The 18,343-nt window shown below is 60.6% G+C and carries 17 protein-coding genes; 8 read left to right on the top strand and 9 right to left on the bottom strand.

From position 1 onward, the window contains the following. Positions 1-13: 13 nt before the first annotated feature. Positions 14-898: a DUF1932 domain-containing protein gene (locus ACFSNN_RS07800; RefSeq protein WP_134459247.1), complete on the bottom strand. Its 885-nt coding sequence runs from the start codon at positions 896-898 to the stop codon at positions 14-16. A gap of 486 nt (positions 899-1,384) precedes the next feature. Between ACFSNN_RS07800 and ACFSNN_RS07795 the strand changes: the two genes are divergently transcribed. Continuing rightward, positions 1,385-1,981 carry a putative pterin-binding protein gene (locus ACFSNN_RS07795; RefSeq protein ID WP_134459249.1) on the top strand — a complete coding sequence of 199 codons (597 nt, stop codon included), beginning with the start codon at positions 1,385-1,387 and terminating at the stop codon, positions 1,979-1,981. A 437-nt stretch (positions 1,982-2,418) separates the two neighbouring features. After that, entirely contained in the window at positions 2,419-3,327 is a 909-nt protein-coding gene (locus ACFSNN_RS07790) for a LysR family transcriptional regulator (RefSeq protein ID WP_134459251.1), read from the top strand. A 21-nt stretch (positions 3,328-3,348) separates the two neighbouring features. Here ACFSNN_RS07790 and ACFSNN_RS07785 read toward each other — a convergent pair whose 3' ends face one another. The 4 genes from ACFSNN_RS07785 to ACFSNN_RS07770 all read right to left on the bottom strand — a co-directional run bounded on the left by ACFSNN_RS07785 (position 3,349) and on the right by ACFSNN_RS07770 (position 6,750). Then, positions 3,349-3,603 (bottom strand): shikimate kinase, encoded by a 255-nt coding sequence (locus ACFSNN_RS07785; RefSeq protein WP_377747624.1) that lies wholly within the window; start codon positions 3,601-3,603, stop codon positions 3,349-3,351. 69 nt (positions 3,604-3,672) lie between these two features. Continuing rightward, positions 3,673-4,449, bottom strand: coding sequence for a hypothetical protein (locus tag ACFSNN_RS07780; protein WP_134459255.1), 777 nt, complete (start codon positions 4,447-4,449; stop codon positions 3,673-3,675). Next, positions 4,446-5,627: a prephenate dehydratase gene (gene pheA / locus ACFSNN_RS07775; RefSeq protein WP_377747623.1), complete on the bottom strand. Its 1,182-nt coding sequence runs from the start codon at positions 5,625-5,627 to the stop codon at positions 4,446-4,448. Before pheA ends, ACFSNN_RS07780 begins: the two co-directional genes overlap by 4 nt. Positions 5,628-5,652: 25 nt before the next feature. Beyond that, complete coding sequence (locus ACFSNN_RS07770) at positions 5,653-6,750, bottom strand: 3-deoxy-7-phosphoheptulonate synthase (RefSeq protein ID WP_166799310.1); 1,098 nt, start codon at positions 6,748-6,750, stop codon at positions 5,653-5,655. A 519-nt stretch (positions 6,751-7,269) separates the two neighbouring features. Between ACFSNN_RS07770 and ACFSNN_RS07765 the strand changes: the two genes are divergently transcribed. The 5 genes from ACFSNN_RS07765 (at position 7,270) to ACFSNN_RS07745 (ending at position 11,408) form a co-directional block, all read left to right on the top strand. After that, entirely contained in the window at positions 7,270-8,193 is a 924-nt protein-coding gene (locus ACFSNN_RS07765) for a DMT family transporter (RefSeq protein ID WP_134459261.1), read from the top strand. A gap of 137 nt (positions 8,194-8,330) precedes the next feature. Further along, positions 8,331-8,747, top strand: a complete 417-nt coding sequence (locus ACFSNN_RS07760; protein ID WP_134459263.1) for an acyl-CoA thioesterase — start codon at positions 8,331-8,333, stop codon at positions 8,745-8,747. Between the two features lie 17 nt (positions 8,748-8,764). Next, positions 8,765-9,910 (top strand): acyl-CoA dehydrogenase family protein, encoded by a 1,146-nt coding sequence (locus ACFSNN_RS07755; RefSeq protein WP_134459265.1) that lies wholly within the window; start codon positions 8,765-8,767, stop codon positions 9,908-9,910. 24 nt (positions 9,911-9,934) lie between these two features. Continuing rightward, positions 9,935-10,351, top strand: coding sequence for a thioesterase family protein (locus ACFSNN_RS07750; RefSeq protein WP_134459267.1), 417 nt, complete (start codon positions 9,935-9,937; stop codon positions 10,349-10,351). A 97-nt stretch (positions 10,352-10,448) separates the two neighbouring features. After that, a complete protein-coding gene (locus tag ACFSNN_RS07745; protein ID WP_134459269.1) occupies positions 10,449-11,408 on the top strand; it encodes an NAD(P)H-dependent flavin oxidoreductase in 960 nt (319 codons plus the stop codon). 82 nt (positions 11,409-11,490) lie between these two features. Here the strand turns inward: ACFSNN_RS07745 and ACFSNN_RS07740 are convergent, their stop codons facing one another. The 3 genes from ACFSNN_RS07740 to ACFSNN_RS07730 are packed head-to-tail and all read right to left on the bottom strand — an operon-like array spanning position 11,491 to position 15,132. Then, positions 11,491-12,597, bottom strand: a complete 1,107-nt coding sequence (locus tag ACFSNN_RS07740) for a porin (protein WP_134459271.1) — start codon at positions 12,595-12,597, stop codon at positions 11,491-11,493. 52 nt (positions 12,598-12,649) lie between these two features. After that, positions 12,650-13,978, bottom strand: a complete 1,329-nt coding sequence (locus tag ACFSNN_RS07735; protein WP_134459273.1) for a uracil-xanthine permease family protein — start codon at positions 13,976-13,978, stop codon at positions 12,650-12,652. 38 nt (positions 13,979-14,016) lie between these two features. Then, positions 14,017-15,132: an aryl-sulfate sulfotransferase gene (locus ACFSNN_RS07730; RefSeq protein ID WP_134459275.1), complete on the bottom strand. Its 1,116-nt coding sequence runs from the start codon at positions 15,130-15,132 to the stop codon at positions 14,017-14,019. Between the two features lie 103 nt (positions 15,133-15,235). On the opposite strand from ACFSNN_RS07730, the gene ACFSNN_RS07725 reads away from it, so the two are divergent. Further along, the gene (locus tag ACFSNN_RS07725; protein ID WP_134459277.1) at positions 15,236-16,192 is read left to right on the top strand and encodes a LysR family transcriptional regulator; all 957 of its coding nucleotides are present in this window, start codon (positions 15,236-15,238) and stop codon (positions 16,190-16,192) included. Here the strand turns inward: ACFSNN_RS07725 and ACFSNN_RS07720 are convergent. Further along, positions 16,185-18,329 (bottom strand): tetratricopeptide repeat protein, encoded by a 2,145-nt coding sequence (locus ACFSNN_RS07720; protein ID WP_134459279.1) that lies wholly within the window; start codon positions 18,327-18,329, stop codon positions 16,185-16,187. The two genes, ACFSNN_RS07725 and ACFSNN_RS07720, sit on opposite strands and share 8 nt — an antisense overlap. Between the last annotated feature and the right edge of the window lie 14 nt (positions 18,330-18,343).

Raw genomic sequence — 18,343 nt, 5'->3', positions numbered from 1 at the left:
ATTGTCTGAATGCTTAATCCAGTAGAGCGTCGAAGAAAGCGCGCCAGTCGAATGGCGCGGCTAACAATCCTAACGAGCCGTAGTCGATACCACCTTCCTGCATCGCATCCACGATGTTGTCCTGCAGGCGCGCGCACGCCTCGCTCATGAACGGCGTGATGCCGGCTTCTTCCAGCGTCTGCGAGACTTCGCGCATTTCCGCCGCGCGCCGCCGGCCATGTTCCGCGACGCGGCTGATCAGATAGCCGGGCACGTCGGCGTCGGCACGCATCTTCGTGAACGTTTCGGTCAGCGAGGCGAGCACGATCGACTCGGCGTCATAGTGCCGTGCGGCGCGCAGGCACTCCACGGTCAACGCCTCGATGCCTTTGATCATCACGCTGCGGCACATCTTGGCGGCCGACGCCACGCCGACCTTTTCCGACACCGCGCGCACATCGAGGCCCAACGGCGTGAGCAAAGCCGCCACGCGCGCGGCCTCGGCGCCGCCTAGCAGCATCGGCACCGCGAGACCATAAGGCGGCACCGGCGCCATGACGGCGGCCTCCACATAACACGCGCCGGCGCGCTCGATGAAAGCTTGCGCGTGCTGCTTGGTGGTGGGCGAAACCGAGTTGATGTCGAGATAGATCTGCTCCGGCTCGATGCAGCTCGCGACCGCTTGCGCGACTTCGAGGTCGGCTTGCGCGGTCACTGCGGAGACGATAATCTGCGCGTCCCCGATGGCAATCGCCAGCGTATCGCCGACACGAACGCCCGCGGCCTGCGCCTTCTCACGCAGCGCGTCGCGCCGCAGGTCGAACATCGACACTTGCACGCCTTTTGCGGCCAGCGCCGAACCTAGTATTCCGCCGGCCTCGCCGAAGCCGACGAATGCAATGCGTTCAAGATCGTTCATGGCCGCGTTTCCCACACCGTCGCAACGCGCGAGCGGATTTCAATGCACATGAGGTTCGCGCGATATCCGTTCTGGTTGCGTAGAGCGAGTGCTATGCCTGAACGCCTCACGAGATTGCAGCTATGCGCTGTCACCGCCTGCGTTTGCTTGCCTTTCATTTGCACCTCACCACTGTTCACTACGTGAGTAGTGGTCATTGTAGGATCGGAAAGCACAATATGAAGCACTAGAGGTGCGCGCAATATCATCCATTCTGTTTATCGATGACGCAAAACCGCGACACGTGCCCGATTTCCTCATTAACCTGCGAATAGCCGCATGTGTTCCAACGCCGCGACAACACACGTGCGGCCTACGTCACGTAGCATAGGAATCAACGCGATATATAAAGCCAGGCCGCGACACAGCGAGCGGCAATTACCCGACAATAGAGGCCGCGACGATCTGGCCGAACCCGTCGCCCTTCTCGTCGTCCGGAGACAAGCAATGAATAAACGCAATTTCCTGACCAGCGCCGCACTGCTGGGCGTGACCGCTGCGCCTGCATTCGGCGGTCAGCGCGTCCGGAAAGAAGCCTGCGCGGCATCGCCCGTCGTTCTGACGATCAGCGGCGCGATCAAGCGCCACAATCGCGGCGCGCTCGATCCCGCGTTCGACCAGTTGCTCGCCAAGCATCAGGTGAAGTTCTCCGAAGCGTACGGCGTCGATTTCGCTGCGCTCACCGGCATGCCGGCGGTGACGATCAGGCCCACCACCGAATACGATTCCCGTCAGCACACGTTAAGCGGCCCGCTGCTCGCCAATGTGCTCGAACACGTCGGCGCGCCCGGCGCGGGCAGCACGCAGATCGTCATGCACGCGGTGGACGGCTACGCAGTCGCGACGACGCTCGACAAGGTACGCGCCTATCAATTCATCGTGGCGACGCAAATGGACGGCAAACCGCTGCCGCTTGGCGGAGTCGGTCCGCTGTGGGCTACCTACGACGCGGACAAGATCCCTGAGCTGTCGAGCAAGCCGCTCAAGGACCGCTTCGAACTGTCGCCTTGGGGTTTGTATCATCTGCAGGTAACCGAGGCTTAAAGGTGTGAGGACGGCCGCGATCAAGCTTCGTGCGGCGGGTCGCTGTGCTGGTCAACAACGTCGGCAGCACGATCGTCGAACAGGTTGGTGCGATTCTGCTTTTTCGCTTCCAACTAGGCTTTCTACCTCACCGGTAGCGTGCAGACCGTTGCCCATCGTGATCGAGGCTGACGTGAGCACCCTCGGAACATTAGGAATTTTCCAACCAAATCTTATGAAGTTGACACGCAGTCTTTGATAGGGAGGAAAAGCTTCGTCTGGTAGGCTTGCGAAAGTCAAATTAGCGTGTTGCTCAAGCCACGATTGGCACCATGTTCCAACCGCCGCGCATCACAAACGCGTCTGACTTAAACGTCGAGAGTATCGGCACGCATTGCGCGGAGACTCTGGAACGGCAGCTAAAAATAAAACAGTAATTGACCGGGAATCGCGCCGCTATGGACATTGACGATCGTTTCAGGGGCATCTCGGTCTTCATGCAGACCGCGAATGCGGGCAGCTTCACACTCGCGGCGGAGCGAATGGGGCTCACGACGTCGGCTGTCGGCAAGAGCATCGCACGGCTCGAAGTGCGGCTCGGCACCCGGCTTTTCCATCGCAGCACACGGCATCTGAGCCTGACCGATGACGGGAAAGGGTTTCTCGACAGTTGCCTGCGTGCGAGCGCCGAGTTGGAAGCCGGGCGTGCGGCGCTGGATTCCCGCAAGATCGCACCCGTTGGCCGCCTACGCGTCGATTTGCCGACCGTGTTCGGGCGGCAGTTCGTGATGCCGGTATTGTTCGACTTGACCAACCGGTTTTCCGAACTGGAACTCGAAGTCAGGTTCAACAACCGGATGGTCAATCTGATCGACGAGGGTGTCGACCTCGCGATCCGGATCGGCGAACTCGAGGACAGCTCGAACCTCGTGGCCCGTTGGCTCGGCCAACACAAGCTGGTCGTCTGCGGCTCCGCCGACTACTTGCGCATGCACGGCATTCCGGCATCGCCAGATGACCTCGCTTCGCACAGGTGCATCGCACACGGACGCGGCGACATCACGACACCGTGGTTTTTCGCAAGAAGCGACGGCTCGAAGGACAAATATCGCGTGCGCGGGCACCTGCAGTTCGGCAATGTCGACGTGATCGCGGATGCGGTTCGCATGGAGCGAGGGCTCGGCCAACTGCCAACCTGGCTGGTCAACGACGAGCTTGCCTCTGGTACGCTCGTCAGCGTCCTCGACGAGTACTCAACCGAAGGCGTGCCGATTCACGCGGTGTGGCCAAAGGTTCGACATACGATGCCCAAAGTACGCGTGGTGGTCGACGAACTCGTTCGGCACTTTGCCGCCACGATGCCGTGACACTCTGGCAACCGGTGACGCTCATTGACGACACGCGGTGACGGCGTCGAGCCGCCCGACGATATCGGCTACGATCGAACAAACACTTCTGTCGGTCGTATCGATCGACCAGGACGCGCATGCCGCGAACGCCGCTTCACCCTGGATAGCAAAAAGCCCCGAAACCGAGCGGCGCGCCCGTGATTCGAGAAGCGTGTCAGAATCTATGAAACTAATTCCAAGGTGCTTTGCAAGTCGTTGCCCCACTGTCGTTTTTCCCGTGCCCATCAAGCCGATCAGGCATATGCGAGGAACAACCGGCGGCCGTGCCTCAGCCGCGTGCGCCGGACTGGTTCAGACCCGTCATCAGAGGCGTCTCCAGATCGAACGATTCGCACGCGTTGCAGCGGCGATCATGCCGTGTGTCACCGCATCGGCAATCCTATCGAGCGTGATTCTTGTCTCACGGACTTCGACGGTCCATTGTCGGGCCGAGTCCCCGCGGCACCCGACAGTTTCGGTGCTGCCGATAAAATTCAGCACGATGCCGCCGAGTGCTCCGCGATCGTCGAGATGCATCTCGGGCAGCGAATGAGCGCCTCCCGTCGGGCAATCACCGTGCTTGCTGGAGAAGTCGAGGAAGAAATGCCTCAGCCCGGCATACGCTTTGCTCTCGAATTCAGTGGACGGACTCGGCAACTCATGCGTGCCGAGACTGGATGCAACCGTCCAGCCAACCGACGACGCATTTGCCGGAATCGACAAAGGCTCCGCCGTCTGAATCTGGCCGACCAAATCAGGAAATACATCCTCATTCCAGAGGAACCAACTAGAAATCACGTCCCGTTCGCTCGTGACGGTCGCGAGGGATGCCTCCAACGCGAGTGCGATCCCACACCTGCGCAACCACTTCGCGAGTGTATGGCCTTGAGAAGGGTCAGCGCGCTTGCAATCGTGCATCCAGATCATCGGCAGGATCTGGAGTTCGTCGACGTAAGCACGCTGAAGCTCGCGTAGCAGTTCAATCGTATCGCGGCGCATCAACGTATTGGGTGTTACGCGCAACAAAACGATTGCGCGCTGATCGCGGCGCTGAATAATCGCTTCCACGTCGCGCCGGGCGATTCTTTGGGTGACACTCATGCGAATACCTCGAGCACACCTGCTTGTCGGGACGGGTAAGAACCTGCAACGAACAGCGACGACGACTCCTGTCCCATGTCCGCGAGCGCACGCGAAACCGCCTCGTCCAACTGATGGCCCGCGAATTCAAGAAAGAACCGGTAGGTCCACAAAGTCGTCCTGACAGGACGACTTTGGATCCGCAGCGTCGATATCCCGCGCTGTTGCAACGGCGCCAGCAGCCGGGACAGACTGCCCGGCTGATTCTTCAGTTCGGCGAGTATCAGAGTCGCGTCGTTGCCGGTCGGAGGCTTCCGCTGGCCACCGATGACGAGGAAGCGAGTGGTGTTGATTGGCTCGTCCTGAATCGACCGCTTCATCAAGCCAAGATCGTAAAGCCGCGCGGCCCGTTCACCGGCGATCGCGGCGTAACCGGGTGTGGAGGCCGCCGCGCTAGCCGCGCGCGCATTGCTCGGCGACGCCCGACGCTCGACGCCCGGTAAATTCCGATCGAGCCAGCGCCTGCATTGCGACAGCGCTTGCGGGTGACCGAGCACGCACTCGATCTCGGCAAGTTCCGTTGCATTGGTAAGCAGACAATGGGCGATCGGTATTACTACCTCGCCAGTGACGGGCAGGCGCGCTTCGCCAATCAAATCGAGCGTGCGCGCAACGACGCCTTCAGTCGAATTTTCGACCGGTACGACCGCGCACTCGATCACGCCAGTCGACACGGCTTCGAACGCCGCATCCGTCGATTCGAATGGAGTCAGCAGTGAGACCGAGCCAAACTCGCGCAAGGCGGCGTCTTCGCAATAGGTGCCTCTAGGGCCGAGATAGCCAACAAGAGGCTTCCCTTGCATCAAGCGGTTAGCCGCAAATATCTCGTTCCAGATACCGGCTATCTCATCGGCACCGAGTGGTCCATGGCTCTCTGCCGCGAGATCGGCGAGAATCTGCTCCTCGCATGAGGTCTGCACGAATGCGATACCCGCCTGTCGCTTTGCGATGCCAATTGCTCCGGCAAGCTCGCAGCGCCGATTGAGTAGCGCGAGGATCTCGCGATCGATAGCATCGATGCAAATACGGTCGTTGTCGATCTTGTTCTGCATCTGTTCTCTGAATAATCGAATAGCTTCGGCCACGGCACCGGAAAAACGTTGCCAAATTCCGCCAGGAGCGCCAGGTCGGCGCGCCACCTTCCGCAAAACTCGGACAAAACGGCTAAACAGTTGCCGCCGGCGCGCCCATTTGCGTAAGCGCCGCGCCTGCTTCCCGGCGTAACCGGACCGAATGGGCAAGCTCTGTGAGCACCGCAACGGTGTCGTTCCAGCTGACGCACGCATCCGTGACGCTCTGCCCGTAGACGAGTGGGACGTCCCCGTTCAGCGGCTGATTACCTGCAACGAGGTGCGACTCGATCATCACGCCGGCGATGCGACGCTCGCCGGCGGCGAGTTGCGAGCCAATCGATTCGCACACGGCCAGTTGGTTCATATGGAACTTACCGCTATTGCCATGGCTCGCGTCAATCATGATCCGCATGGCGAGGCCGTGAGACGCGAGCGAACTGCACGCAAGATCAACGCTGCGCGAATCGTAGTTCGGCTGCTTGCCGCCGCGCAGCACGAGATGCGCGGACGGATTACCGGCCGTCGAACGCCTGATGGCACTTCCGTCCTCGGAGATTGCGAGGAAGTGATGGGGAGCGGAAGCCGAACGGATCGCATCGATCGCGATCTTCACGTTACCGTCAGTGCCGTTTTTGAATCCGATCGCACACGGCAGGCCGGATGCCATCTCGCGATGAATTTGCGATTCCGTCGTGCGCGCGCCAATCGCCCCCCAACTGACAAGGTCAGACAAGTATTGATGCGTCGTCACATCGAGAAATTCGGTCGCGACTGGCAAGCCAAGCGCCGTGATCTCCAGCAGCAGTTGGCGCGCGAGACGCAGGCCGGCTTCGATATCGTAGCTCTCGTTCAGATGTGGATCATTCACGAAACCCTTCCAGCCGAGACAGGTGCGAGGCTTCTCGAAGTACGCGCGCATCACGATCTCCAGGTCGCTGCCAAGCGTGGTCCGAAGCGATGCAAGACGCCGCGCGTAGTCGAGTGCGGCCTTGGGCTCGTGAATGGAACAGGGGCCCACCACGACGAGCAGTTTGTCGCTCTCTCCCAGCAGGATGTTTCGAATTGCTACCCGAGCACGAGAGACAAACCTGCCGCCAACGGGATGAAGTGGAAGTTCCGCCTTCAGCGAATATGGACTTGGCACGCGAATATCAAGAGCAACTTTCGTGGTCTGTTCCGTAAGCGACATGTCAATAGGCTCTTTAAATATTTTAAGTCCGACTTGCGATTGATAATGGAGCCAGTCTTTGGCGATGCGCAATCTACATTGACCGATTGTTAGATGCAACATCAATTTTGTCTCGATTCCCAATTTTGAATATTTTTCCCATGTATTTTATTCGAATCGCATTTCTTCGACGTTTGATGTTCAGAAATTTCGCAATGCATGATTGTTTGGTGGCGGAACGCCGGGCGGGGATGACCTGGTGGCGAGGAGCCTGCGCCCCTTGACGCAACGAGGCCAGGCGATGATGTAGCGGTGTCACGCGGCATTTATCATCGCGAATTTCAGGGCTTTTACATTTTTAAATTCTGAATCCACCTTCCGAAAATTCTGCATGCAACTGCGACACAAATGGCCTCATTGATTGACGACTGCTAGCCTAATCAAGGAATCAAAATCCACAAACACTGGAATTCGAATCGGTTTATTCCTGAAATACTTTTGAATACACTGTGCGGATTCCGAATATGTGGAGAGGACTTGATGAAAAATCAAACCGCCGGAACGCAAAAATTTGCTTTTGCGTTTCCACTTCTGGCCGTGTTGATCTGGTCCGGCAACACTGTCGTTGCGAAGCTTGCTGCGACCGCGGTACAGCCGGGTGCGATCTCGTTCTATCGGTGGCTCGTCGCCGGCATCTTGATGACTCCATTTCTCGGGCGTCATACGTGGGCGAACCGCCAGATCGTCAGGCAGCATCTCGGCAAGCTCGCCTTGCTTGCATTGCTCGGCATGGTGATCTACCAAGGCTTCGCGTATCTGGCCGGCAAGACCACCACCGCGACCAACATGGGGGTAATCATTGCGATCATGCCCCTCGTCTCGGCAATTCTGAATGCAGCCGTCAACGAAGAAGCGATAACGTCTGGCGTATTCGTGGGTGGCTTACTGTCGATCGGCGGAATCGTGTTCCTCATCAGCCATGGGCATCCAGCCAACCTGTTGGACAACGGCATCCGCTTCGGTGATGGCCTGATGCTCGCAGCGACGGTCTCGTACGCGGCGTACGGGGTACTCCTGAAACGGTGGGCAATTCCGCTGCCGACGTGGCAATCGCTGTATGCGCAGGTGGGCTTCGCGATTGTCTTCCTTCTTCCGTGGTTCGTCCTGTCGCCTTCGTCACCCGTCACTGCCGGGAACACCTCGTTGATCCTGTATGCAGCACTTCCCGCATCGATCCTCGCACCGTATCTCTGGATGAACGGCGTGCGACTGATCGGTCCCGGCCGGGCGTCGCTGTACATGAACCTACTGCCAATTTTTGTCGCGCTAGTCGCAATGCTGATGCTCGGCGAACCGCTCCACTCTTACCACCTGATCGGCGGCGCCGCGACGCTCGTTGGCGTGTGGCTCGGACAGACCGCAACGCGTCCGCTGATTCGGGCCAAGGGCGTTCAGCCCCGATAACAGAAGTTGGTGGTAACTCCGCACAGCTTAAGGTGCGAGAGTCAACGGAACACTGCGCTTCCACAAAAGCGAACGTTCGACATAGCTTTAGGGCCCGCGATTCCCCTTTTTTGAAATCGCAACGAGAGAAAATGAAAATGAACAAGCGACTCCACGAGACAACTATCGAGGTCAAGTATCGTGACACGGACTCCGTCGGTCACGTCAGCAGCCCGGTCTACTACGATTACATACAACACGCGTATGTGAAGTACATGCATGAACTTCTCGACGTAAGTTACGACGAGAAACTTCCGCAGATCATGGTCAAAACGCAGTGCGAATATGTCAAGCCGGCAGTGCTCGGCGACACGCTAACAGTGCGTTGTGGCGTCAGCAGATTTGGCAACAAGAGCTTCGAAATCGAGTATCTGATCGAAAAAAGCGACTCCGAGCGGACGCTGATCGCGAAGGCGCAATCAACGCACGTCGCGTTCGACTACGCGGCCCATCGGCCGATTCCGGTGCCGGAAAGCCTGAAGGCGTCCGTCGCCGCCTTCGAACAAAGCGTCTGATCAGACCAGAGGCAGACATGCAGTTCGAATGGACAGCGGAACAGCGGGGAATCCGAAACCGCTTTGAAGCACTCGGCAGACGCCTCGCGCAAAGTGCAGCCGATGCGCCAGCGGAAACCTCGGCGCCACGTGCATGGCAGGCTTTCAACGCCGAGCGGTTGTGGCACATCCTGATACCGGCAACGCACGGAGGCGACGGCCTCGGATGGTGGGAATTCGCGGCAGCATTTGAAGGGCTCGCGTCGGAAATCCGCAGCACCGCGCTGTTGATGTCAGTCGCGAGTCAAGCGGGTTTTATCTACGCCCTGCTGTCGTACGGCTCAAAGGGCCAGCAAAAAAAATACTTTCACGAACTGCTGAACGGTGCGGTCTCAGCAATCGCAATCTCGGAGCGCGTGACGGGAACCAACTTCCAGAACCTGCGAACGCGACTGACACCTAGTGCCAACGGCTATACGTTGAGCGGCAGCAAGTACAACATCAGCAATGCGCCGGCCGCGGACGTCATTCTCGTCGTAGCGAAACTGACTGAGCAGACGAAGGAAAACGTCGCACTCGTACTGCTCGACCAGGGCACGGCCGGCCTGAATTGCGCCGCACCGGACTCGAAGCTTGGCAATGTGGACCTCCCTACCGGTGCGCTGACGTTCGAATCGGTCGGAATCGCCGAGGAGAACATACTGGGACCTATTTCGGCGGGCGGGCGGAATCTGATGGAAATCGCGTCGGTGATGCGGATCTTCTTCGCACTCGCAACGGCGTGCGTGGTCGCACCGTATCTGCGCAATGCGCTGCGTTATGCATCGGTCAGGCAAGGCCAGTCGCAGCCGTTGAATGCGCACCAGTACGTGCAGAAGAAACTGGTCGACATCAAGATCGGTCTTGAGCGAACGAAATGGCTTTCATATGCGGGGCTCTCGCAACTGCTTGCCAGGGATCCAGAGGCGCTGATGACCTGCTCGATCGCAAAGATCGTCGGATCAGAGGACATTAGCAATAGTGCGTTGGAGTTGTTGAAACTCTACGGCAGCGATGGATACCAGATCGGTGAGATCTCGCGTTTCGTCACGGACGCACTCGGTTTCCTCAGTGCCGGCGGAACGGAGGAGATGCATCGCAACAGCATCTTTGGCCAGTTGACGCGAGTCGCCGCATCAGCCTGATCAACACTTAAAAAAGGTAGCGCAATGAGTATCCAGATTGGAATGAAGACCTCGAAGGTCCACGGAGTCAGCAGCGCTGAGTTGGCGAATCATTGGGGTGGAGAAGCCGGTGCGCTCGCAAGCCCAATGATGATTATCTTTATCGAAATGACCTGCATGTCGATTACCGATCATTTGCTTGAGCCGGATCAGATCACGGTCGGCTATCGATTCAACATCAACCATCTCGCCCCAACGCCGCCCGAGTGGAAGGTGCGGGTCGACGCCGAACTGATCGATGTCGACGGCCGCATGATGACATATCGCATCGAGGTACATGACGCCGCAGGCAAGGTTGCGGACGGAACACACACACGCTTTGCCGTCAGCAACACTCGCTTCCACGAGCGGATGCAAGGCCGCAAAGAGGCGGCCAGCGTGCTCGATAGTACGCCCCCGTAAACCTCAGCGGCCTGAACGTCGCTGGACTGTCCCATCGCCAGACGCTATTCGCGTCAGCGACGGGTTTGACATTTGCATTTCCTGATAAGGTCCTGCCTTGCTACCGTCGATTCTAAATAACCTGACGCTCCCGATTATCTCGTCGCCGCTATTTGCAATTAGCTATCCCGAGTTGGTTGTTGCACAATGCAAGGCTGGTATTGTCGGATCGTTCCCAGCGCTTAACGCTCGTGAGCCGGATACGCTTGAAGACTGGATCGATCGCATCAATACGCAACTCGCGGTGCTCCGAAAAGAGACCCCACACGCGATTGTCGGTCCTTACGCGGTCAATCAGATCATCCATGCTTCGAACACTCGCGCGGAGCGCGACATCCGGACCTGCATCGATCTGCAGGTGCCAATCCTGATTACGAGCCTTCGTCCTCCTGAGCGAGCGTTGATCGATGCAGTACACGAATACGGCGGCCTCGTGCTGCATGACGTCATCAACCTGCGTCACGCGAAGAAGGCGATCGACGCAGGCGTAGACGGATTGATCCTCGTCGCCGCCGGGGCCGGCGGACACGCGGGCACGCTGTCGCCGTTCGCATTCGTTGCGGAAGTCAGGAAGATTTTCGATGGAATCGTTGTACTCGGCGGCGCGATTGCAACTGGCGAATCGATCTTCGCGGCGCGCGCGCTTGGCGCCGATCTCGCGTACGTCGGCACGCGCTTCATCGCGTCGCGCGAGGCAAACGCAAAGGACGCGTACAAATCGGCACTTGTCGAAGCGCAGGCCGGCGACATCATCTACACCGATGCGTTCACCGGCGTGCACGGGAACTACGTCCGTCAAAGCATCCTTGCAGCCGGGCTGGATCCCGACGCGCTGCCGGAATCCGCGGGGGCGAAAATCGATTTCTCAGCAACGGAAGGCATGCAGATCAAGGCATGGCGCGACATCTGGGGAGCTGGCCAAGGAGTTGGCTCCGTCGATGACGTCGATTCGGTCAGCGAGATTGTCGCAAGACTCTGCACAGAATATCGTGGCGCGCGCGAGCGGATGCTCGGCTAGTCGGCAAGCATGGGCGCACGCGTCATATATCGCCACCGCCGTGCCGCCTGCCGGCGGCGGCAAATCCTACCCGCGCGCAGCCTCAAAACAAATGATGAACCCCGGCAAGAACCACCGTCTGCCGTCCACCTGACGCAGCCCCAATCCCAAGCGTATTCGCCACCGCGCCACCGCCCGCGGTCTCGAACATCAGGTCGGCGTAAAGCTGCGTCGTCTTCGACAACGAATACACGTTCGCCACCGTGAATTGCGTCCAGCGATGTCCATCGAGCGTCGCGGCCCAGGCTCCGGCCGCGACTTCCTCGGCCGGCGTCAAGCGCAGATTGGCGCCGCCGTCGAAGCTGCGGAAGTGCTCGCTGCCGCCGTTCGAAGCGATCCGCACATCGGTGGCGAGCGCATGCAGCGTCACCCGTTCGAACCGGTACGATCCGCCGATACCCATGTCGCGCACCTGTTTTGCGTTGAAGCTCGCGCCGGGTACGAGCGTTTGCCCTTCGAACGAAGTCAACCCGAGCCCGTTCGACAACGGCAGCAAACGGTCGCGATACTCGGAATACGCCGCCACCAGTTTGAGCGGACCATTCATATAGTTAGCGCCGAAGCTGATGGTGCGCCCGTTGGTATTGCTGGCCGCCGCGCCGGGAAATCCATAGAGCACGCCGAGCGTCAGGCCGCTATAGGTCGCGCTTTTCCATTTCACCGTGCTCGACAATTGCACGGGCAAGGTACTGCCGAGACCATCCAGATTGCCGGGGTGAAACGCGGAGAAGTCGCCGAGTAGTTGTCCCGTCGAGACCGAACCGAGCCAGTCGAAATTCCAGTCGGTCTGACGGCCGAGCGTCACCGTACCGAACAGCGGATCGGATAATCCCACGTACGCCTGACGATTAAAGAACGTCGTGCTGCTCGCGGAGGCGCCGGTCGTCGTGACGAAACCGCTCTCGAGTCTGAACACGACCGAACGGCCCGCGCCGATATCCTCCACGCCCTGAAGGCCGAAGCGATCGGCCTGCAGCGTGCCCTGCTCCGCGATAAAAGCCGATGAGCCGTGCAGATTGCTCACATAACCGAGACCTGCGTCGAGACTGCCATACAGCGTGACACTGCTCTGCGCAAAAGCCGTCGAGGAAACGACGAGCGCAGCCGAGCCCGCGACGATTGTCGCGAGGAAAGCGATTTTGATTTTCATGGCGTGTGGTGAAACGTTGGAAGGAAAACAGCGTGGGCGTGGAAAGCCGGAATCAGATGGTTTGCACTTTCTCCGCGGGTGCGAGGCGCCATGGGCCGAACACCAGATTGACGACGATCGCCGTGAGCGTGCCCGCGGCCATGCCGTTACCCAGCACGATCTGTAACGAGCCCGGAAACGCCGCATAAACATTCGGCACCAGCACCGGTATCAGTCCCACCACGAGCGCCGCGGCTAGCGTGTACTGATTGCCGCGCACGTGCAGGTCGACCTTGCCGAGCAGATTGATGCCCATCACGCCGATCATTGCGAAGACGATCAACGCGGTGCCGCCGACCACCGGCGCGGGAATCGCGTAGGCAAAGCGTCCGAGCGGCGCGAACAGCGCGACGAGCATCAGCATGGCGCCCGCCGTCGCGGTGACGTAGCGAGAACGCACGCCCGTGGTTTGCACGACCCCGATATTCTCCGCGCTGGTGATGATGAGCGAAGTGCCTAGCAGCGCGCCGATTAATGACGCCAGCGCATCACCGCGAATCGTGCGCGGCACGTCGCGGCGCATGTCGATCTTCCGGCCCGTGATCTCGCCGACGGCTACCGTTTGCCCCGTCGCTTCAGCCATCGAGATCACGCTGAAGATCAGCATGGGCAGCGCGGCCAGCACGTCGAAACGCGGCATGCCGAACGGCAGCAGCGCCGGCAGCGTGAAGAGCGGCCCGCTCCACAGCCCATTGGCGGGCATCAAGCCCATCGTCCAACCGGCGAACGTACCGGCGGCAAGACCTAGCAGCACCGCCAGCCGGCCCACCGTGCCCTTGAACAGACGCGCTACCGCGAGCGTGGCCACGATCGTGAGCAGCGCAAGTCCAAGCGATTGGGGCCGCGCGAAACCCGCCGTGCCCGGCTGTCCGACCACGATACCGACATAGATCTTGATCAGGCTCACCGACACGAGGACCAGCATCGTGCCCACCACCACACGAGGAAAGAACCGCAAGCAGCGCGCGAATACCGGCAGCACGATCCAATAGAACAGACTGGTGAGAATCGCGGCGCCGGCCGCCGTGCGCAAATCCGTTTGCGTCGCGATGACCGCGAACAGCATCGCGGGCGCGCCGCCCGGCACCATCACGAAGGGCAGACGCGCGCCGATCGATCCCGCACCGAGCGATTGCAGCAGCGTGCCCGCGCCGCACACGAAGAAAGTCGCGCCGATCAGATGCACGGTCATGTCCGACGGCAGCGACAACATGCGCGACACCAGAAACACCGCGGTGACGGGCGAAGCGGCCATCGACAGCACATGTTGCAGGCCGAACAGCACGAGTTGCCACGCGGGCAGGCGAGCGTCGACGCTATGAGTGGCGGGTTCTGGATTCACGTTACCCTCGCAGTTTGAAGCGCAATGAAGCGCGGCAGTTACGCGCGCAACCACGGCAATTGCTCGCGGCTGTAGCGGAAGGTCTGGAACACACTGTTCAACTGGCCCGGACCGGTTTTACGCGCCGCTTCATCCGGGTATTCGCCGAACCACGGAATCACGTATTCCCACACCACTTCCCCTGCCGGAGTCACTTCGAATAAGCGCCCCGTGGCGGACTCGGTAATGTGCGTATTGCCGTTCGCGAGGCGCTGCGCGTTGCCCATGAACGCGCTGTAGAACATGTTCACCATGTCGTCCGCGTATGACCACACTACTTCGCGGCTAACAGGATCGATCTCCAGCACTCGCGAGAACACCACGTGCGCGCCAGCGCGGAAATTGCCGTTGTCGAAGGTAAGAATGTTGCCGTTGGCGAGCGCCACCGGCGCATGCTGATGCGAAACCACGCTCGGTGGAATATGCATTGTCACGGCGCCCGATTGACGATCGACCGCGATGATGCCGGACGTGGTGCGCAAACTCATCAGCACCTCGCCCTGCGCGTTCACACCGAGCCCGTTTACGAGCGGCCAGTGATAGCGGCCGAAGCCGGGCGCGATAGGAAAGTCCTTGGGATTCAGGTGCTCCCAGGCCTTCCATTCCCATACGAGCTCGCCCGCTCGATTCACTTCGCGGATCACGTCGCCGTACATCGCTTCTTCGGGACCATGCGCGGTGCCGCCCGGCACGCGATCCGCGAAACCTGCCGGCACCGGCGCGCATGCGGCATAGAGCAGATTGCCGTTCGGCAGCCACTGCGCGTCATGATGATGCGCCGGGTCTTGGTAACGCCAGACCACTTCGCCTTGCGGCGTGACCTCGTAGAAATCGCCGCCATGCCACATCGACCACGGTGCATAGCGGTCTTCCAAGTCCGCATGGTTGCCGTTGTAGCCGAGATTGCCGTTCGGCAGAATCACCGCGTGACGGCCGGGACGCACGGGCATCTGCCATTCGTGCACGACCTCGCCGCCGATATCCACGAGATACACGCGCCCGCCTGCTGTCTGTGGCGCGATCAGCGTGTAGCCGCCGGCGGACAGTTCCGGGTCGTGAGCAATGAGGCCGACGCCGCGGCGGCGCTGGGTAATTTGATCGACTGTGGTGGTCACGATTCGCTCCGTTAAGATGGTGGAACAAATCTAGGCCATTCAATGCGTCAGGAAAATCTGATTGTTCTATACGGGCCGTTCGAGAAAACTATACAGTCCAATCATGCGTCCAATATCACAGACATTCCGCTGTTTCGACGAGGTGGTCAGACGCGGCTCGATCCGAAAAGCAGCCGAATCGCTGCATCTGACCGCTGCCGCAGTGCACCAGCAAATCCTCAATCTCGAGGAGCAGGTCGGCTCGCCGCTGTTCGACCGCTTGCCACGCGGCATGCAGCTCACCACCGCCGGCGAAATCATCATTGCGGCAGTGCGGCGCGGCCAGCGCGATTTCGACAACGCCATGACACAGGTCGAAGATCTGCGCTCGCTGAGACGCGGGCATGTCAATCTGGCGGTGTCGCCGTCGTCGGCCGAGCAATTGGTGCCCGATGCGATCCAGGCCGCGATGGAACGCTATCCGGGCGTGACCTACAGCGTGCGTTCGGGCAACGGCGAGAGCATCCTGAAGTGGGTAGAGACCGGCGAGGCCGATATCGGCTACGGCCTGCGCCGCAAGCCGCCGCCAGGCGTCGTGGAAGTGCGGGCGTTCACGCAGTATCTCGGACTGGTCACGCCCCCGGGGCATCCCCTCACGAAGCTGCAGAAACGTCCACGCCTGCGCGAATGTCTCGACTATCCGCTCATCCTGATGACGCCGGATACCGAACTACGCGCCATGGTGGACCAGATCGATCACCGTGAAAGACGCAAGGCGCGTCCTCTGGTGGAAACCAGTTCTGTTTCGATGGTGCGGCGGCTCGTGGCGGACGGCGTCGGCATCGGATTTCTGATCGCGGAGAACGTCGCCGAAGACGTGGCCGAGCGCAAGCTGGCATGGACACCGCTCGCCGATGCGGGCGCCCAATCGTTCAGTTGCCTGTATCAGCGCTCGGACCTGACGAGTACGGTCGCGATGAGCATGTTTCTGCAGTTCCTCGGTCAAGCGATCGAAACGATCGAGGACCGCTTTCACACGTCGACGCAATCGACCCGCAAGCGTGGCACGCGCGTCAGGTAGGCGTATGGGCTGCCGCGCCGAATCGTTCGACGCACGCCTGACGCACCCGTTCGACCGGCATCGACCAATCCTCGCCCGGCGCGCGTCGGAACAGACGCAGCGTGTGCGGATACCACGGCGAATCGTTGCGATCGTGCAGCCAGCGCCAGTCGATATCTTTTTCCGGCAGCATCACCCAGCACGGCTTGCCGAGCGATGCCGCCAGATGCGCGGTAGACGTATCCACGCAAATCACCAGATCGAGTTGCGCGATGATCGCGGCGCTGTCCGCGAAATCCATCACGCGCGAGCCGAGGTCGAGTAGCGGTTGACCGGCGGGCGGCTGGTGCGCCTCGTCCTCGCCGCGCCCCTTTTGCAGACTCACGAAGCTCACGCCGGGCACACTCCAGAGCGGCGCCAATATGGCGAGCGACGGGATCGAGCGGTTCACATCGTTATGATGGTTCGCGTTGCCTCTCCATACCAGACCGATCCTGCGGCCGGAAGGCAGCGCGTCCAGCTCGGGCCGCCACCGCTCGACCAGCGCCGGCTCCGCCGCGAGACGCACGGCGCGCGGAATCGTGTCCACGCTCGTGCGCAGATGCAGCGGCGCGCTCAGCAGACTCGTCCAGCAATCGTAAGCAGACGCTTGCGCACGCGCGGTGTCGTGATCGAGAACGGCATCGACGCCGTCGACGCATGCCATCAGCCTGTGCAGCGACGGTACGCACGCGAAGGCGATATGCGAGGCGCCCTGTGCTTTCAGCAAGGCGAAATAGCGGCTGAACTGGATCATGTCGCCGAGACCATCCTCCTGCCACACCAGCAGCGACTTGTCGGCGAGCGTGCCGCCTTGCCACTGCGGGCAAGCCAGCATCGCCACAGTCTTGTGATGGACGAAACCGGGTTGCTCGTAGCGGCATTCGTAAAGACGCCAACCTTCTTCGAAGCGTCCCATGCCGAGCAGCAGCACGCCCAGGCCGAATTTCGCATCGCCGTAATCGGCACGTAAAGCGAGCGCTCGCCGATACGCGCTTTCGGCCTCGGGCAATTGCATGAGTTGCGCCCGCGCCGCGCCGAGGTTGTAGTGCGCCTCGGCCATCTCAGGGCACACGCTGAGCGCCTGCTCAAAAGCGTCGACCGCCGCCGGCAAACGATCCAGCCGGCGCAGCACGCACCCCAGGTTGTTGTGCGCGTGAACGAGACCGGGCCGCAGGCGAATCGCTTCCCGGTAAGCCGCTTCGGCCTCGAACAGATGCTCCATTTTGCACAGCGTCACACCGAGGTTGTAGTGCGCTTCCGCGTAGTCGGGACGTTGCGCGATGGCGTCGCGATAAGCCGCTTCCGCTTCATTCAAACGTTCGAGATCGGCGAGCACGGTGCCGAGATTCAGGAGGGCTTCTTCGTAATCCGGACGAATAGCGAGGGCGAGGCGAAAAGCCAGTTCGGCTTCGGTGTGACGAAGCGTCGCCTTCAGTACGCCGCCAAGGTTGTTGAGCGCCTCCGGATACTGCGGCCGAATTGTCAGCGCCTCGCGATAGGCGGCGTCCGCTTCGGCGAGACGGCCCAATTCCATCAGCACGTTGCCCAGATTGTTATGGACTTCGGCGTGAGCCGGCAGTCCCGGCAGCGCGTCCCGGAACGCCGCTTCCGCTTCCTGCAGGCGGCGCAGTTCGTGCAACACGATGCCCCGGTTGTAATGGGCTTCGGCGTAGTCGGGGCGAATGGCCAGCGCCTCGCGATACGACGCCTCCGCTTCCTCCTTGTAGCCGAGCCCGTAGAGCACGGTGCCGAGATGATTGCGGGCGTCGGCGTCGCCGGGCCGCAGTGCGACCAGTTGCCGGTACATCGCCTTGGCCGCCGACAGACGCCCGAGCGACTTGAGCAGCATGCCGAGACTGCCGTACACCTCGGCATAGCCCGGTCTGAGTTGCAGACAGCGACGCCAGTAGCGTTCCGCCTCCGCGGGACGCTGCAAGGCGAACGAACAGGCCCCGGCGATATTCAACGCGTCGGCGAGGGCGCCGTCCGGCATCGCATCGCCTTCGACGAGCGGCGTCACTATCGACAAAGCCTCGGCGAATTGGCCGGCCGAGAACGACGAGACGGCCCGCTGGTTGATATCGTCGATGGGGGATGCGAGCTGCGTGTGGTTCATGAGTCGTGGTAACT

This window comes from Paraburkholderia dipogonis (assembly GCF_042680985.1).
GTDB lineage: Bacteria > Pseudomonadota > Gammaproteobacteria > Burkholderiales > Burkholderiaceae > Paraburkholderia > Paraburkholderia phytofirmans.
This window is presented reverse-complemented; position numbering and strand designations above follow the sequence as displayed.

What these genes read in the sequence shown, in the direction of transcription:
- ACFSNN_RS07800 (WP_134459247.1), bottom strand. Translation starts at nt 898, where the DNA reads ATGAACGATCTTGAACGCATTGCATTCGTCGGCTTCGGCGAGGCCGGC.
- ACFSNN_RS07795 (WP_134459249.1), top strand. Translation starts at nt 1,385, where the DNA reads ATGAATAAACGCAATTTCCTGACCAGCGCCGCACTGCTGGGCGTGACC.
- ACFSNN_RS07790 (WP_134459251.1), top strand. Translation starts at nt 2,419, where the DNA reads ATGGACATTGACGATCGTTTCAGGGGCATCTCGGTCTTCATGCAGACC.
- ACFSNN_RS07780 (WP_134459255.1), bottom strand. Translation starts at nt 4,449, where the DNA reads ATGAGTGTCACCCAAAGAATCGCCCGGCGCGACGTGGAAGCGATTATT.
- ACFSNN_RS07770 (WP_166799310.1), bottom strand. Translation starts at nt 6,750, where the DNA reads ATGTCGCTTACGGAACAGACCACGAAAGTTGCTCTTGATATTCGCGTG.
- ACFSNN_RS07765 (WP_134459261.1), top strand. Translation starts at nt 7,270, where the DNA reads ATGAAAAATCAAACCGCCGGAACGCAAAAATTTGCTTTTGCGTTTCCA.
- ACFSNN_RS07760 (WP_134459263.1), top strand. Translation starts at nt 8,331, where the DNA reads ATGAACAAGCGACTCCACGAGACAACTATCGAGGTCAAGTATCGTGAC.
- ACFSNN_RS07755 (WP_134459265.1), top strand. Translation starts at nt 8,765, where the DNA reads ATGCAGTTCGAATGGACAGCGGAACAGCGGGGAATCCGAAACCGCTTT.
- ACFSNN_RS07750 (WP_134459267.1), top strand. Translation starts at nt 9,935, where the DNA reads ATGAGTATCCAGATTGGAATGAAGACCTCGAAGGTCCACGGAGTCAGC.
- ACFSNN_RS07740 (WP_134459271.1), bottom strand. Translation starts at nt 12,597, where the DNA reads ATGAAAATCAAAATCGCTTTCCTCGCGACAATCGTCGCGGGCTCGGCT.
- ACFSNN_RS07725 (WP_134459277.1), top strand. Translation starts at nt 15,236, where the DNA reads ATGCGTCCAATATCACAGACATTCCGCTGTTTCGACGAGGTGGTCAGA.
- ACFSNN_RS07720 (WP_134459279.1), bottom strand. Translation starts at nt 18,329, where the DNA reads ATGAACCACACGCAGCTCGCATCCCCCATCGACGATATCAACCAGCGG.